Raw genomic sequence first — 16392 nt, forward strand, 5'->3', positions numbered from 1 at the left:
GGGCGGCGCAATCGTCTCACCGCGCCCCTGCTTTGTGCGGCCCAAGCCTGGGCGGATCAGACCTTCCGGCAGAAATCCGTCATGGTCTGCGCCATATAGGCGAGGTGATCCGACGTGAGTCCGGGATAGACGCCGATCCAGAAGGTGGAGTTCATCACCTTATCGCTGTTCGTGAGATCGCCGTGGACCCGGTAGGTCTGAGTCTTGAAATAGGGCTGCCGGATCAGGTTTCCGCCGAACAGCAAGCGGGTCGCGATCTTATTGTCTTCCAGGTGGCGAATCAGCGCGTTGCGCGTGAAGGGGGCGCCGTCCCGGACGGTGAGGGGCAGGCCGAACCAGGACGGATCGGACTTCGGCGTCGCCTCGGGCAGGATCAGAAATTCCTCGAGGGGCTTCAGCGCCTCTTTGAGGACGGCGAAATTGCGGCGCCGGTCGGCGATGAAGCCCTCCAGCCGGTCCATCTGGCCGAGGGCCACGGCCGCCTGCATATCCGTGATCTTCAGATTATAGCCGATGTTCGAATAGGTATATTTGTGGTCATAGCCCTCGGGCAGATCGCCGAGCTGCCAATTGAAGCGCTGCTTGCAGGTGTTGTCCTTGCCCGGCTCACACCAGCAGTCGCGGCCCCAGTCGCGAATGGATTCCAGGGCGCGCTTCAGCACGCTCTTATTGGTGAAGACAGCGCCGCCCTCGCCCATCGTGATATGGTGCGCGGGATAAAAGCTGACCGTGCCGATGTCACCGAGCGTCCCGACCGTGGTGCCGTTGTATGTCGCGCCGAGCGCGTCACACGTGTCTTCCACCACGAACAGGTCGTGCTTGCGCGCGACTTCCAGGACGGTATCCAGATCGAACGGATTGCCCAGGGTATGGGCGACCATGATGGCTCGTGTCTTGCTGGTGATCGCATCCTCGATCAGGTCCGAGCGGATATTGTAGGTGGGCAGATGAACATCCAGGAAAACCGGCACCAGCTGGTTCTGCAGGATGGGATTGACGGTGGTGGGAAAGCCGGTGGCACAGGTGATTACCTCGTCGCCGGGCTTCAGATGATTGGGCACCATGGGCGAGCACAGGGCGCTGGCGGCCAACAGATTCGCCGACGAGCCGGAATTGCAGGTCAAGGCGAAGCGGCTGCCGAGGAATCCCTTGAGGCGCTTTTCGAAGGCATCGTTGAAGCGGCCGGTGGTCAGCCAAAAATCCAGGGACGCTTCCATCAGAAGCCGCATCTCGGTGGCGCCATGCACCTTTCCGGAGACCGGGACAAAAGACGAGCCGGGGACAAAAGGCTTGGGCTTGTGCGCGATATCAGAATACCGAGCGGCAAGTTCGACGATGAGGCGGCGCAGTTCTTCCGGATTATCCGATTCCCCAGAGAGGACGTCGTGGGCCTGCTTAATTAGGATGTCGTTCATGAAACTGGCACCTGATCGTGACGGGCAGGGAAGAACCTAACGCGTTCGCGCCTGCGATATCGGTTATCACTTGCCCAGTCAAACCACCAAGAATCCGGCCGTGCCAGCATGCCGCCACCGCGCCTCCGGGGCCTTCGCTGCGCTCGATCGCGGTCATCGCGTCTTGCCGAACCCGGCGCACTTTGTAATGGTGACGGCATGAAAAGCGCCTATGCTGGGCCATCCACATGCCGCGTTGAATATATTCGATCTTACCGCCAATCGAGTCGATCTCTTTTCTGATGAAATTCCCAGATCCCAAACGAAGTCCCTATTATATTGTGGCGCCGCGCTACACCCGAATGTCTGCGGGCATTAAGTGCCTTCATTTACTGTGCCATATGCTGAACCTGCGCGGCGAGCGTGCTTTTTTTTCCCCAACGCCCCTGGCGGACGGGATCGGCACGCATCCGGATCTTTTGACCCCGCTTTTGACCGAAGAGATCGTAGATTACCATTTTGAGCACGGCGCCCGGCCCATTGTGATCTATCCGGAGGTGGTGTCAGGCAATCCCTTCGACGCGGAGACAGTGGTCCGCTATGTCCTTAATTTTCCGGGGTTTCTTGGTGGAGATACGAGCTTTCCCCCGGAGACGATCGTGTTTGGCTATACCAGCATTCTCGCCGAATTCTGCGGGGCGCCGGACAATGTGCTGTTCCTGCCCCATGTGGACACCCGCATCTTCAGCGCCGCCGACACCGGCGCCCGCGCCGGCACCTGCTACACCGCGATCAAGTATAAATATGTCCACGGGGGGGAAGTTTTCGGAATTCCTCCCGATTGCATCGAGATTACCCGCGACCAGCCGGACTCCCATACGATAGAAGAGCTCGCCGCCTTGTTCCGCAAGAGCGAAGTCTTTTATTGCTTCGAAAATACATCGCTCAGCCTGGAGGCGACGTTGTGTGGGTGTCCCACCATCCTGATGCCGAATCCATTCTTTGAAGTTGCGCTCGCTGATAAGGAGATTGGCCGCAACGGTGTGGCGTGGGGCGATACCCCAGAGCAGCTGGCCCATGCAAAGGCGACGGTGCATCTGGTGGCGGAGGAGTATCGGCAGGCGGAAGTGGCGTTCGAGCGCCAGCTGAGCCATTTCATCGACGTCACCCAGGCGGCGACTGCGGGGCGGAGCTATAGCCGCAAGGTCCGCCGGCCGCTCCTGCCATTCGAGACCGGCGAGGGCTTCAAGGAAGAGCGGGCGCGCCAGGGGCGGGCCATGGCCCGCCATCCGTTCCGCCTGGCGGGGGCGCAATTGCTCAGCATGGGGCGCATGCTTCTCGATCGTTCCGCGGAGCTGAAGCTATTGCGAAGCTCTCGTTTGTTCGATGCGCGGTGGTATCTTGAGCACTATCCCGACATCGCACGCATGAAGGTCGATCCCGTCCGCCATTATCTGTTGCATGGGGCTGACGAGGACAGGGACCCCGGCCCGTTTTTCTCCACCAGGGATTATTACGCCCTGCACCGCGATCTGAAGCAGAAGGGTGTAAATCCGCTCGTTCACTATCTGAGGTCGGGTCAGTTTGACGATGGCCCAGCCTTGGGACCCGATCCAAGTAAGGCGGAGGGTGAGGGGTTGAGCGAATGAGGCGTGCCGTCTTCAGCGTGGCGGGCGCAGCATAGGTAAATATTAGACCGCAGGGCTCAGGGTTGTACAGCGCATTCGTTTTTGTGCAAGCGCAGGGCATGGATTTAGCTTGCGCGGAAGGTCTAAAACGTCGCATGCCCTCACGGTGAGGGCATCATTCAGGCCGGTGCGGCAGCGGTCGAGATTCTTTGCCGGCGTGCCTGAATATCCCACCTATAGTTGCCAAGGCAGGCTTGAACTCAATATCAAGGTGCCTTAGTAGTCCGATCCGTTTTAGGGCGGTGGAACGGGGAAGCATTAATGCAGGCGGTCATTCTCGCTGGCGGCTACGGCACGCGCATCTCCGAAGAATCCAATCTTCGCCCGAAACCGATGATCGAGATCGGCGGAAAGCCTATTCTTTGGCATATATTGAAAATTTACTCGTGGTACGGAGTAAATGATTTTATCATTTGCTGCGGCTACAAAGGTTATATGATAAAAGAGTATTTCGCCAATTATTTTCTTCACATGTCTGATGTCACCATCAACATGGACGATAATTCCATAGAAGTGCATCAACGTAAGGCGGAGCCTTGGCGCGTCACCCTCGTCGATACCGGCGAGGGCACGCAGACCGGGGGGCGTGTCAAACGGGCGGCGCCTTACATCAAGGGCGATTTCTGCTTGACCTATGGAGATGGCGTCGGGTCTGTCGATATCGGGGCGCTCATCAATTTTCATAAATCGCATGGTCAGCTCGCGACCATGACCGCGGTTCAGCCGCCGGGCCGGTTCGGCTCCCTTCAGCTCGACGGCAACCGCATCTCCGCCTTCGTGGAAAAGCCGGTTGGAGATGGCGGCTGGATCAACGGCGGCTTCTTCGTCTTGTCGCCAAAGGTCCTCGACTATATCGCCGACGATCATACGCTTTGGGAGCGGGAGCCGATCGAGCGGCTGGCTCAGGAGGGCGAACTTCAGGCTTGGTTCCATCCCGGCTTCTGGCAGCCGATGGATACCCTGCGCGACAAGACTAGCCTTGAGGCTTTGTGGGAAACCGGCAAGGCGCCTTGGAAGGTGTGGGACCGATGACACCTGAATTCTGGCGCGGAAAGCGGGTATTCCTGACGGGGCACACAGGGTTCAAAGGTGGATGGCTATCGCTGTGGCTTCACGGCCTGGGAGCCGAGGTGACGGGCTTTGCTCTCGCGCCATCGGGCTCAAGCTTCTTTGAAGTTGCACGGATACAAGAGGTGAGCCGGTCGATCATCGGAGATATACGCGACCCAGCCACCCTGTCCACGGCGATGCGCGACGCAAGCCCCGAGATCGTCATCCATATGGCAGCGCAAGCGATCGTCCTGCGTGGCTATGATGATCCGGTAGAGACATACTCCACGAACGTCATGGGGCTCGTGAACCTCTTTGAAGCGGTGCGAAACACGCCCAGCGTTCGCACAATTGTCAACGTCACGAGCGATAAATGCTACGAGAACCGCGAGTGGGTTTGGGGCTATCGTGAAACGGAGCCCATGGGGGGGTATGATCCCTACAGCAATTCAAAGGCATGCGCGGAACTGGTGACCTCAGCTTATCGGCAGTCGTACTTTTCGCGTGCTAAGGAGGAAGGTAGGCTAGTGGCGGTGGGCAGCGGGCGGGCCGGTAACGTCATCGGGGGCGGAGACTGGGCGGCCAATCGCCTCGTGCCGGACATCATGCGTTCGATCGCGGCGGGAGAGCCGGTGAAGATCCGCAATCCGTCTGCAATCCGTCCATGGCAGCACGTGCTTGAGCCATTGAGCGGCTATCTCACTTTGGCGGAGCGCCTCCATGGGGCAGGCGGAAATGACTACGCTAGCGGCTGGAATTTCGGACCTTCGCCGGATGATGTACGACCGGTAAGTTGGATTGTGGAGCATCTGACCAATCTGTGGGGACAGGGTGCGCGGTGGACACTTGATGCAAATCTGGGACCTCATGAGGCTCACTTCTTGTCTTTGGATTGTGCGAAGGCCCGCGCGGGTCTTGGCTGGCGAGCGGCCTGGCCGCTGACGCGGGCGCTGGAGGAGATCGTCACCTGGCACAAGGCGTTTCTGGCCGGGGCCGACATGCAGGATGTCTCGCGTACGCAGATCGCTGCGTATCAAGCGAGCCTGAAGGTCTGAACCAGCTCATGACGATTAAGCCGTTTGTCGCCAGAGATTAAATGGGCGCTGAACCCCGAGGCATGACGGGGCACCGTTCAAAGGAGTTGGTCAAAGGACCGATCATGGCAGATATTGAGGGTGCAAGCGTCGTCTTTGATCTCGACGGAACAATGGTGGACACAGCGCCGGATATTATTGATAGCGTGAATGAGGCGCTTGCCTCGTTGTCCTTTTCCGCAGCGCCGCCTGCGCTGATTTTGCCAGGCGTCAGCCGCGGAGCAGAAGAGATGCTCCGGCTCGGACTGGCTTTCAATGGCGTCGCGGCTGACCCGGAGATCCTCACCAGAGGGATCGATCGCTTCCTCGCACATTATGAGGCCAATATCGCGGTAAAGAGCGCGCCCTATCCTGGCCTTAGGGAGGTATGCGAGCGCCTTACACAGGCGGGCGCCAAGCTGGGAGTCTGCACTAATAAACGGCATAGACTCGCGTCAAAACTGTTAAAAAACCTTAATTTAGATGATCTTTTCCTTGTTGTAGCTGGTCGAGACACTTTTGCAAAAAGCAAACCTCATCCCAGTCACCTCCTAAACACAATTCAAGAACTCGGAGGTGATCCAAGACGAGCTGTTATGGTTGGGGATAGCGATGTTGATATTAATACGGCAGTCTCTGCAAATATTCCGATAATCCATGTTTCGTTTGGTTACGGGCCTCTTTCGTCTGATCGGCGGTCTATTGCAGGGACAATTGACCATTTTAATGAGCTTGAACTTGTCATTAGGGAGATATTCTACGACTAAGCACGGGGTAACATTTCGTGTCTTGACAGAGAATTGTTTCTTGGATATTCGGTGGCCGCGAATTTGGTGGCGATAATTTGGGCGACGGGGTCTGCGATGAATGCTCATCATGAGTTTGCGCGGTGCACTGAGGGGTCGACCAAGATTCCGGATCGTCTTTTTATTTTCGAACTTGCAAATAACCACATGGGAAACGTCGAACATGGAATTCGCGTGATTCGCGAATTTCGCGACGTTGCGAAGGATTTTGATTTTAAATTTGCATTCAAGCTGCAATATCGGCAACTCGATACCTTCATCCATGAGGATTTTAAGGATCGTCTAGACATAAAATACATTAAACGTTTTTCGGAGACGCGGTTGTCGCGCGAGGACATGAAGCGCATCGTCGGTGAAATCCGCGATGCTGGCTTTCTCGCGATCTGCACGCCTTTTGACGAAGCGTCCGTCGACGCAATCATCGAAGATCAGTTCGATGTGCTTAAGGTGGCAAGCTGCTCCTTCACCGACTGGCCCTTATTGGAAAAGATCGCCTCCAGCTCCTTGTCGGTCATCGCTTCGACGGCGGGAATCTCGCAGGACAGCATGGATAATGTCGTTGCATTCATGCTGCATCGCGACAAAGATTTTCTGCTGATGCATTGCGTGGCGGAGTACCCGACGCCGGCTGCCGGCCTTCAGCTCAATCAGATCGATTATCTTCGTAGGCGTTATCCGAGCATTCGGATTGGCTATTCCACTCACGAAAATCCGGATGAAACGGTTGCCGTTGCGATGGCGATTGCAAAGGGTGCGGTCGCATTCGAGAAGCATGTGGGTGTCGTCACCGAGGAATATGCGCTCAATAATTATTCAGCCACGCCAAAGCAGATTCATGCGTGGCTGAAGAGCGCGCAGCATGCTTACGACGTCGCGGGTCGGACAGCGGGCCGGATTGAGCCGACGAAGGCCGAGCTTGATAGCTTGATTTCCTTGCGCCGTGGCGCGTTCGTCAATCGTGATATCGATGTCGGTGAGCGTATTCGCCCGAGCGACGTCTTTTTCGCCATACCGACCCAAGATGGCCACGTGACGGCGAACGACTGGTCCAAATATTCCCATTATTATGCCACTTCGCCGATTAAGGCAAAGCAAGCTGTTTTGCAGTCGAACGCTCGTTATGAGAACGTGCGGGAAAAGGTCAGTGCCGTCGTTCAACGTGTGAAGGATCTCCTCGCAGAGGCGCGGGTCGTGGTTCCCGGGCAGGCAGATCTAGAGATATCACACCATTACGGCCTGGAAAAGTTTGACGAATTTGGAATTACGATGATTACGGTGGTCAATCGTGATTATTGTAAGAAGATTATTGCCGTTCTGCCAGGGCAGAAGCATCCGGAGCAATATCACAACTTAAAAGAAGAGACTTTCCATATCCTTCATGGCGACCTGACGTTGTCGCTGAACGGCCAAAGTCAGGTCTATGGAGTCGGCGCGGTGATTACCATCGAGCCGGGCGTACGCCATGCTTTTGAGACAGCCAACGGCGCTGTGTTTGAGGAGATTTCTTCGACACATATGGGTAGCGACAGTTATTATACGGACGAAGCCATAGGTAAGAATCCGGAGCGTAAGACTTTCCTGACCCATTGGTTGGCGTGAGGTTCTGGTGGAAATTGGGCGTATGGCTGGATACGAAAATGCTTCGGGATATCGTTCGAAATCTGGTTCTTGAATACCTTCCGCCTTCCATCTCTTATTCGATCAATATCTGGAAGAATGTTCGGCTTGGATATCTTGAGCCCGAAATGCCGGTTGTCGAGCGGGTTTTGGGTCTTCTCAAGGCTCGGAGGGGGGGCTTGTTCGCGGTTGACGTTGGCGCGAACCTAGGGCTCTTCTCATATATTCTTGCTAAGTCTGGAGCGCAGGTTCTTGCGATCGAGCCCCAGCCAAAGCTCTTCGCCTATCTCCAAAAGGTCGTCGGCAGGGGTGTCGAGGTTCGGCAGTTTGCGTTATCGGACTCTGAAGGTACAGCGAAGCTCGCGGTACCTCGCATGATGAGTTTGCGCGGTGCAGCGTCTCAACAAGATGCGCTCGCTACAATTGAAGATAGCAACCCCATTAGCAAAAGGTCAGATCTGGATCTGATCGAAGTTCCAATAACGAGCTTGGATCGCCTTCTCTCGGATCGTCAGCAGGTTGATTTTATTAAGATCGACGTCGAAGGTCATGAATTTTCTGTCTTGAGAGGCGGTTTAAACGTCATAAAGACCTTTCATCCAGTTTTCATGATCGAGATTGTGGGAAGACATAGCGCAAACGCGTCGCGTTGCGGAGATATTTTGTTCTTACATGGGTATGTGGCAGTCATTTTAGTATTTAAAAAGTTCATAGTGCTCGAGACTAATGAAGCGTTTCGTGCAGTTCTCGATCAGCCCCTCGTTGAGGGGGTAGACATTTCGAATTTCTTTTTCTTCCAGAGCCGGGACCGTGACATTATTAAATCTTTAAGTGATTGAGTCTTGTTATGCGTGAGGAGACGATGGAATGTTAGCCGCTCGTTTCCCTGCAGCTAAGCGTTTTTTTGTGTCGTTTATACTGCCGCTTGTGATTATTAATTTTGGTAACGCGACCGCTTATCTGTTTCAGTTTTTGCTCGTCCACGCTCTGACGTTGGATGATTTTGGAAGATTCAGTGCCCTTTTTTCCGCGATGAACGTGTTGTGGACACCCGCCGTTATAATTCCACTCATAGCGTGCCAGCTGGCAATAGAGCTGAAGGGGCTAGGCAAGTCCGCAGAGGCCAGACTGTTCTTTCGGGCGACGTTGGTCGTCGGAGGTGTGAGCAGTGTGATCTTTCTTCTGGTGGCGGCAGGTAGTGCCCCCTTAGCGGCGCTCTTTCACGTCTCTTTTCCCGCGATCATCGGGGCGGGCGCGTGCGTCACCTTGTTATTCGTTCAGCCAATTGGTGCGGGCCTTCTGCAGGCGCGGGGGAATTACGTCAGCTTTGCCGTAGCGCAGGGCGCCGTTTCGACATTTCGGGTGGTATTTGGGATCATATTTGTTTGGTTCGCGGGATGGGGCGTGTCGGGGGCCGTCTGGAGTTGTGCGCTACCGGTTATCCTGTCGCTCGCTTTCGTGGTTTGGAAGTTGAGGGACCTGATCGGGATCCCGACAGTTCCCTTGCCGTCGGACACCTCTGCTCGTCTCGTTCGGGTGACTTATCCTCAGGCCGTCACCGCAACCTGCATCGCACTGCTGTCTTACGCGGATATCGTAATTGTCGGCATGCAGGCGAATCCGTCTTGGACCGGGCTGTATTCCGCAGCTGCGATTCTCAGTCGCGTCGTTCTGCTATTACCGAGTGCACTTGCTGGCATTATCTTCTCCGAAGCCGCGCAAAGTCGCGCACGGGGAGAGCTCGGACGCGGAAATTTCAATATGACCTTTGGGCTCACCGCAGCAATAAGTGTCGGCTCAGGCCTATTATTACTATTTAGTGCAGAATTCATCCTAACCCGGTTTTTCGGGAAGGATTTTGCATTGGCGGTGGGTATTTCTCATTTGACGACCGGGGCTATGGTGATGCTGGCCACGGCGCAGGCGTCTATGATGTTTCTCGCAGGCAGGAAAAATTACCATTATCTGCTGCCGCTATGTCTCTTCAGCGGGGGTTTTATTTTTTACGCAACGTTATATGCGACCGATCCGTGGGGCGTTGCAGCCGCTCTTTTTTTTACGAACACGTGCGTCGCCATTGTGGTTTTTGGGTTGACTTTCGTTCCTGCGAATGGTTTCCGAAGGCGTCAAGTGATCTAATAATTTCAAAATCCCAAGGTGCATCATGACGATCCGGCTTGCCGATTACGTTGCAGACTTCGTGGCCGAAGCCGGAGTTAAAGCCGTGTTCTTAGTTCCCGGCGGCGGGAATATGTTCCTTGCGGATGCTTTCGGAAATCATTCAGACCTCGAATACATCCCCCATCATCACGAGCAGGCCGCCACAATTGCTGCCGAAGCCTATTCGCGCATTACCGAGAATATCGGCGTCGCCCTCGTCACCACCGGCCCCGGTGGCACCAACGCAATCACGGGCGTTGCTGGAGCTTGGATCGATTCAGTCCCACTAATGGTCATTTCTGGACAAGTGAAGCGCGCAGACCTGAAGGGCGAGACCGGGGTGCGTCAGATGGGCCCCCAGGAAGTGGACATTGTCGCACTGGTGACACCGATCACCAAGTACGCCGTGACAGTGATGGATCCAAAGCGCATTCGCTATGAGTTGGAAAAGGCCCTGCATCTCGCTCGCACCGGTCGGCGCGGGCCGGTTTGGGTGGATATTCCGCTCGATATTCAAGCCGCGCCAATCGATTCCGAAGCGCTTGAGGGCTATGATCCGACAGACACGTCGGTCGCCGCCCAACCGATCGACGATAAAGTGCAGCAGGTGCTGGACCTGATCTCACAAGCGGAAAGACCACTCTTGCTGGCGGGTCAGGGCGTTCGTCTGGCGGGCGCCGCCCAGGCATTTCGCACCCTCGCCGAGACGTTGAATATACCTGCGGTCACAACCTGGCTTGCCATGGATGTCATGTCGTCCGACCATCCGCTCAATGTCGGAAGGCCGGGAACCGTAGCGCTACGCGCGCCGAATTTCGCCGTGCAAAACGCAGACCTCATCATCGCCATTGGCGCTCGCCTCGACAATGTTACAACGGCTTATAACCCCGCTAAGTTTGGCCGCCTGGCGAAAAAGGTGATGGTTGACATTGATCCGGCTGAGCTGAACAAGCTCGGCGACGCGATCGATATCAAGGTTGAAGCGGACGCAAGGGAGTTCATTGAGAAGGCGATTTTCGCTTCCTCTTCAAGCGCCCCTCAGGATCGGCAGGTGTGGTTGTCACACTGCCAGAATTGGAAAGATCGCTATCCCGTGAATGACGGGAAGCCTTTCCCCACATCAGGCGTTATCGATCACTATCACGCGACAGCGGTGCTGGCGGACGAGATTCCAGAAGACACATTGATCGTTACGGGGAGTTCCGGGCTTGCGGTCGAGATTTTCTATACGTCTTTTCATGTAAAGCCTGGTCAGCGCATATTCCTCACTTCAGGACTTGGCGCGATGGGATACGGGCTCCCCGCCCTGATCGGAGGCGGTGTCGCAAATGGGCGCCGTCCGTTTGTGGCCGTTGAAAGCGACGGCAGCTTGATGATGAACGTTCAGGAATTGTCGACCATTGCTGCCCTCCAGCTCCCGGTACACATCTTCATTTTCAACAATGGCGGCTACGCCTCGATCCGTAACACACAGCGTGGCTATTTCCAGGGCCGCTATGTAGGCACCGGGCCGGAAGCAAAATTGAACTTCCCCGATCTGCGTCAGCTCGCCGAGGTCCACGGGCTCGAAGCCTGGAGCGTTTCAGACGCCAGTAACCTAAGGGAAACGGTCAGAGAAGTGTTGAAGCGCCCGGGGCCCGTCCTGTGTGAGATCCGCTTGCGCCCCGAGGAAAGCCTGCAACCGAAGTCAGCGGCTTTGCCGCAGCCGGATGGCTCAATCCTGTCCATGCCTTTGGAAGACATGAGTCCGCTTCTGTCTCTCCATGAGTTGGAAGAGACCATGATCGTTCCCCTGGATCCCGCGTCCTACAAGGCTCGGGGGCAATCACAGGTCTCTCAGTCCGGCTCCCGCGCCGATGCTATTTTGGGAGAATGACATTGGAAATTTCTGTCGGGACAGCGACGCGCCGCAAAATTTCAATTATGACACCCTGCTTCAATGAAGAAGCCAATGTGGCCATCTGCTATGAAGCGGTCAGGGATTATTTTAAGACCGAACTTCCGGAATATGATTACGAGCATATTTTTATTGATAACGCATCGCAGGACACAACGATCTCTATCCTGAGAAAGATCTGTATTCAGGATGCTCGCGTCAAAGTGATCATTAATACCCGTAATTATGGCCCGCACCGTTCTCCCTATTATGGTTTGCTGCAAATGAGCGGCGACGCCGTGATTCCCATCATGTGCGATCTTCAAACACCTGTAAGTTACATAGGTGTATTTGTGCGTAAATGGGAAGAGGGATTCAAACTTGTACTTGCGACCAGAAAGAAGACCATCAATTCAGTTGTCCTTCGCGTTATGCGCGCTGCATATTATAAATTGATTTCCGCCGTATCAGAAGTGGAGCAAATTCCGAACTTTATCGGTTTTGGACTTTTTGACCGTCAGGTCATTGATATAATCAGAAGTATGGATGACAGTTTTCCATACTTCCGAGGTGTTGTAAATGAAGTCGGATTTGAGAAATTCTTAGTCCCTTATGACGCGCCGGATCGATTGCGGGGAAAGTCAAAGCAAAAATGGTCCGATCTATTTGAATACGCAATCGTCGGTCTAACCTACAGCTCAAGGCTTCCTCTGAGGATAGTTACTTTATCTGGATTCGTTATCGGAGCAATAACATTTGTGATCGGATTAATTTATCTAATATCTAAATTGCTCTTCTGGAATCTTTTTTCGATCGGGCTCGCGCCGGTCCTGTTGGGTATTTTCTTCTTAGGGTCAGTTCAGATCGTTTTCCTGGGCTTCGTTGCTGAGTATGTAGGAATGACCTTCGAACGCGTCCGTCATCGTCCCTTGGTGATCGAGCGAGAACGCATTAATTTTTGACACGGAGCGCGATAATGGCCGAACTGAGCGAAGGGGAGCGGATCGGAACTGCCTATCCATTTCCGCGCCACATGGCCGAACTTGGTCGAAGCGCCATCGTCGACGTCGCAATTATGTTGATCACATTTTGCGTCGTCGTAGCCGCAATCTGGCCGGTCGCCTTTCTCGAAATTGACCCCCATCACGACGGATTGATGCTGAAAGTCGCCAATGATGTTGCTCATGGCGCTGTTCCGTTTCGAGATAGCTTTTCTCAATACGGACTTCTCATACATTTATTTCACGGAATGATCCTTGCCGCTTTTGGCGTTTCACTCAAGACGCTTCTAACAGTTACCGTAATATTTTATGGAATGACCGGAGTTCTATTGCTCCTGCTCTGGGGAGAGTTCATTGATCGGTGGATGGCCTTTATTTGTGTAATCATTTGGGTCCTTCTTGGTCCCTTTTATCTGTTTCCGCTTCTGCCATGGGCTTCCTCAATGGCGCTCGTGCCCCAGGTGGCCGCAATGTTATTTGCGGTACGATACTGGAAGAGCGGTGCGCCCGGCTTTCTGGTTAGTGCTGCATTTTGCGGGGTTCTGACATTCTGGATCCGGATGCCAGTCGGGTTGCTCGTGGTTGCGGCCCTTTTCTCGGTATTCCTGCTCTCTGCGGTCGTGCAGAGCTATCTTTTAAAGAGACGATTTCTCGTTGAAATGCTGTCTCTTGTGATCGGAGCTGCAGCTGGGATAGTGCCCTTTGGTCTTTATCTGATTTTAACAGGCAGTTTAAAAGACTGGTTTCTGCAAAACATCGTAATGGCTGTGGTCTTTGGCCGAACCCTGCCCGCAGCCTGGGGCACGGGCGAAGGTCTTCTACATTCAATTATCAATGGAATGATACCCTATCGACTCAATCTGATCTGGGTTGCGCTCCCGGTGGCGGCGGTGTTGACGGCGCTCGCGCCGCTCTGCCGTTTTGTGATGGCGCCTGAAATGCGGAGATCGTCGGAGCAGTGGCAGATTCTCACTCTCGGTGCGTTGTGCGTTGCGTCATGGGCTCAGTATTATCCGGTATCTGAGGAACGACACGTCTTTTGGGCAAGTTCGCCTATGATTGGCGTCCTGTGTTTGGTTGTTTGTCACTTTGTTCGGCAATTGCTTCTGCATCTTGATACATGTTCTTACCGTCGATTCGGCTGGCGAGTTGCGGATCGTGCCGGCCTAGTTCCTTCCGTGATGGCACTTTCCGTTTTGATCGGCTTTGCAATTCATCCGGTCGCTCAGCGTCTTGAAGGGGCCTTTCTACGAAGCAAAATCTTCACTCAAAGGCTGCAGACACCCTCAGTCTTGGCGGGGATGTACACTACCCCTCAGGATGCTCGCATTCTTTCCGCGATGGAACACGACGTTAAAGAAGTTCAGGAAAAATATCCGAGTAAAGCGATAATAAACGTCGGCTACGACCCGCTATCACTGAATTTCGGTAAATATAATCCGAATTGGCATCCGCTATTTGTTTATTATGATATCGGCGTTTCTATTTATCCAGACTTTCCCTCACAGCTCGGGAAATACATCCGAAAAAATAAGCCAATTATACTAACGTCTGGGTATAATTTGGAGGGGCAAGGCTACCGTGTGATTGGACATTATAAGAATGGCCTGTCTCTGCTGGCGCCAGGCAAGGAAGATACGGACCCCGTTCTCGGAAGCGGCGATGCTGAGCCATCGCACCCGCTGGTACAGGCGTCGGTTCTTAACAGGTTTAACCTCGAAAGTCCGATGCGAGTAACAGGTCACCGCTTTCCGGCCGTCTCGCTCGGTTCGGACGCCACCATTGAAATTTTGCTGATTCCGAGTAACGAGGAAGGTCCTCATTCTCACGTGCTAGGTAATCTATACGGACCGGATCCGTTGCATGGGTTCGAGGTCAGGCACACGTCGGAACAGGGAGTTTACAATTTTACCGTCGGTTCAAACGGTGTGGCCATAAATGTGTTGACCTTTCGGCTTATGCCAAATGTATGCAATTATGTGGTCATCCGGCGTCGTCAAGACCTTTGGGAGGCTTGGGTTGATGGACGGATTGTCGACAGAAGGACGGTGGCTAGTATACAACTCACCAGCAAAAATCAGTTAATAGCAAATAATTCCATGCTCCGCGCGGAATATTATTATGGCCTAATCGAAGAGCTCAGAATTGTCAATAGGGCTCTGACCTCAAACGAGATTGCTCTATCCGCCGAATTGGTGCGAAATAGATGTCAACACGCCAACCCATGAAAAGCGATAATCTTATGCTGTTAATAGCTTTCACCCGTGATTTTCTCGGTCGGGTAGATGACGCCTGCGCTAATGGGTGGATGCGCAATGCCGAGCGATTGAGCGGTGAGAAAGCCCTCCTCCTTAACGCCCAAGATTCTCTTCCGACCCTGTCACACGGGCAAACGCTATTGCTTTTTGCAGATTCCGGGCGCGGGGCGGGCGTTCTTCGCGTGCATTTGGGAGGTGAGGTGCGTGAGCCCGGAGTTGTCTGGGCAAGAGACATTGAAGCTGTTAATCGGCTGCTCGCGACGCCCATAAGCAGCGGAATCTACGAATTATTGATTGCGGGGACATCGGAGCGTGTCAAAAACTATACGCAGAACAGGTACGCGGAAGAGATTCGGCGGTTAGAAGAGAAAAATAGCGCATACGTCTTTGGTGCCAAGCGATTGGGCGAAGTTGTTGTGGGTGGACTCCGGTTATTGGGGTTGGATGTAGCTGGCGTTGTGGACAACAATTCAAAACTTTGGGGTAGCCATCTCGGGGGCACTGTTATTCAGGGGGTGGCGGATGATTTAGACCGCAGCGTTCCTGTTGTTATCGGTACCACACGGTTTCCATTTACACTTACGAAGCAATTGAAGAGCGCGGGGTTTGAAGTTGTCATTCCATATTCTGTGATGAATGTTCTAGATTCAGCCGCGTTCCCTGATGAAATTCCGTACATAAATAATCAAGACGACATCGCCGTTCACCGCGAAAATTATATTTCAGAATACCTGAATTATGAGGATGAAAAGTCACGGGCAGTCATGAACGCGCTATTGCTATATAGGCTCACGTTAGACCCAATTTATATTCAAGGCAATTTCGAATCCGAGAGTGATCAATATTTCGACAAGGACCTTGTGTCGTTCAGCCAATCCGAGGTCTTTGTAGATGCCGGCGGGTTTGATGCACAAACTACTAAATGGTTTGTTGAGCGCGTTCATGGCGTGTTCAGGAAGATTTATTATTTCGAGCCGGATCCTCGGCTGATGGCGGTTTCCCAAAATGTGCTCGCGCCTTTCCGCGATATTGAATTTGTGCAAGCGGGAGTGTTCGACGAAGATGGTACGGCTCGGTTTGTCAGCACTGGCACCGTAAACGGGGCAGTCAGTACCGATCCTTCCGCTGGTGATATGAGCATTGATGTAAAGAAAATCGACTCAGTCGCAATGCTTCCCGTCTCTTTTATTAAGATGGATGTCGAAGGGATGGAAGCGGAAGGTTTGCGAGGCGCTCGCGGTCAGATCCGGGAACATGCACCAACCCTAGCCATTGCGTGTTACCATAGGGGTGAGCATATCTGGGAACTGGGGCGGCTAATTCGCGACCTAAATCCTACGTACCGTCTGAATTTACGACATTACACTGAGGGCGGTCTAGAGACAGTGATCTATGCTTATTCGGAGAAAAGCCAAAACTGAACTGTGACAATTATTGATATTCACCTTCGAGCGCGCTTCGAGGTGGGC

The 16392-nt window shown here is 53.8% G+C and carries 12 protein-coding genes; 11 read left to right on the forward strand and 1 reads right to left on the reverse strand.

What is annotated here, in order from left to right:
• Window positions 1–56: 56 nt before the first annotated feature.
• Window positions 57–1415: a lipopolysaccharide biosynthesis protein RfbH gene (gene rfbH / locus V5F78_RS21735; RefSeq protein WP_394071908.1), complete on the reverse strand. Its 1359-nt coding sequence runs from the start codon at window positions 1413–1415 to the stop codon at window positions 57–59.
• Between the two features lie 281 nt (window positions 1416–1696).
• Here rfbH and V5F78_RS21740 point away from each other — a divergent pair, with 281 nt between their 5' ends.
• From V5F78_RS21740 to V5F78_RS21790, 11 genes are all read left to right on the forward strand, one after another.
• Entirely contained in the window at window positions 1697–3043 is a 1347-nt protein-coding gene (locus tag V5F78_RS21740; protein WP_394071907.1) for a hypothetical protein, read from the forward strand.
• Window positions 3044–3343: 300 nt separating this feature from the next.
• On the forward strand, window positions 3344–4114 hold the full coding sequence (gene rfbF / locus V5F78_RS21745; RefSeq protein ID WP_394071906.1) for a glucose-1-phosphate cytidylyltransferase: 771 nt from the start codon (window positions 3344–3346) through the stop codon (window positions 4112–4114).
• Window positions 4111–5187, forward strand: coding sequence for a CDP-glucose 4,6-dehydratase (gene rfbG, locus V5F78_RS21750; RefSeq protein WP_394071905.1), 1077 nt, complete (start codon window positions 4111–4113; stop codon window positions 5185–5187). The genes rfbF and rfbG overlap by 4 nt, the downstream gene beginning before the upstream one ends.
• Window positions 5188–5291: 104 nt before the next feature.
• A complete protein-coding gene (locus V5F78_RS21755) occupies window positions 5292–5972 on the forward strand; it encodes an HAD-IA family hydrolase (RefSeq protein ID WP_394071904.1) in 681 nt (226 codons plus the stop codon).
• 51 nt (window positions 5973–6023) lie between these two features.
• The gene (locus V5F78_RS21760; protein WP_394071903.1) at window positions 6024–7610 is read left to right on the forward strand and encodes an N-acetylneuraminate synthase family protein; all 1587 of its coding nucleotides are present in this window, start codon (window positions 6024–6026) and stop codon (window positions 7608–7610) included.
• A gap of 38 nt (window positions 7611–7648) precedes the next feature.
• The gene (locus tag V5F78_RS21765; RefSeq protein ID WP_394071902.1) at window positions 7649–8467 is read left to right on the forward strand and encodes an FkbM family methyltransferase; all 819 of its coding nucleotides are present in this window, start codon (window positions 7649–7651) and stop codon (window positions 8465–8467) included.
• Window positions 8468–8495: 28 nt separating this feature from the next.
• Window positions 8496–9767 (forward strand): MATE family efflux transporter, encoded by a 1272-nt coding sequence (locus tag V5F78_RS21770; protein ID WP_394071901.1) that lies wholly within the window; start codon window positions 8496–8498, stop codon window positions 9765–9767.
• A 25-nt stretch (window positions 9768–9792) separates the two neighbouring features.
• Window positions 9793–11664 (forward strand): thiamine pyrophosphate-binding protein, encoded by a 1872-nt coding sequence (locus V5F78_RS21775; RefSeq protein WP_394071900.1) that lies wholly within the window; start codon window positions 9793–9795, stop codon window positions 11662–11664.
• Between the two features lie 2 nt (window positions 11665–11666).
• Entirely contained in the window at window positions 11667–12626 is a 960-nt protein-coding gene (locus V5F78_RS21780) for a glycosyltransferase family 2 protein (protein WP_394071899.1), read from the forward strand.
• Window positions 12627–12640: 14 nt separating this feature from the next.
• Window positions 12641–14893 (forward strand): LamG-like jellyroll fold domain-containing protein, encoded by a 2253-nt coding sequence (locus tag V5F78_RS21785; RefSeq protein ID WP_394071898.1) that lies wholly within the window; start codon window positions 12641–12643, stop codon window positions 14891–14893.
• Window positions 14890–16344, forward strand: coding sequence for an FkbM family methyltransferase (locus V5F78_RS21790; protein WP_394071897.1), 1455 nt, complete (start codon window positions 14890–14892; stop codon window positions 16342–16344). Before V5F78_RS21785 ends, V5F78_RS21790 begins: the two co-directional genes overlap by 4 nt.
• The last annotated feature ends 48 nt before the right edge of the window (window positions 16345–16392 follow it).

The sequence above is a fragment of the Roseixanthobacter glucoisosaccharinicivorans genome (genome assembly GCF_043195095.2).
Lineage (GTDB): Bacteria > Pseudomonadota > Alphaproteobacteria > Rhizobiales > Xanthobacteraceae > NCEH01.

Excerpts from the sequence above, each read along its gene's own strand:
- V5F78_RS21765 (WP_394071902.1), top strand. The coding sequence starts at position 7,649 with ATGCTTCGGGATATCGTTCGAAATCTGGTTCTTGAATACCTTCCGCCT.
- V5F78_RS21740 (WP_394071907.1), top strand. The coding sequence starts at position 1,697 with ATGAAATTCCCAGATCCCAAACGAAGTCCCTATTATATTGTGGCGCCG.
- V5F78_RS21755 (WP_394071904.1), top strand. The coding sequence starts at position 5,292 with ATGGCAGATATTGAGGGTGCAAGCGTCGTCTTTGATCTCGACGGAACA.
- V5F78_RS21785 (WP_394071898.1), top strand. The coding sequence starts at position 12,641 with ATGGCCGAACTGAGCGAAGGGGAGCGGATCGGAACTGCCTATCCATTT.
- rfbH (WP_394071908.1), bottom strand. The coding sequence starts at position 1,415 with ATGAACGACATCCTAATTAAGCAGGCCCACGACGTCCTCTCTGGGGAA.
- V5F78_RS21775 (WP_394071900.1), top strand. The coding sequence starts at position 9,793 with ATGACGATCCGGCTTGCCGATTACGTTGCAGACTTCGTGGCCGAAGCC.
- V5F78_RS21790 (WP_394071897.1), top strand. The coding sequence starts at position 14,890 with ATGAAAAGCGATAATCTTATGCTGTTAATAGCTTTCACCCGTGATTTT.
- rfbF (WP_394071906.1), top strand. The coding sequence starts at position 3,344 with ATGCAGGCGGTCATTCTCGCTGGCGGCTACGGCACGCGCATCTCCGAA.
- rfbG (WP_394071905.1), top strand. The coding sequence starts at position 4,111 with ATGACACCTGAATTCTGGCGCGGAAAGCGGGTATTCCTGACGGGGCAC.
- V5F78_RS21770 (WP_394071901.1), top strand. The coding sequence starts at position 8,496 with ATGTTAGCCGCTCGTTTCCCTGCAGCTAAGCGTTTTTTTGTGTCGTTT.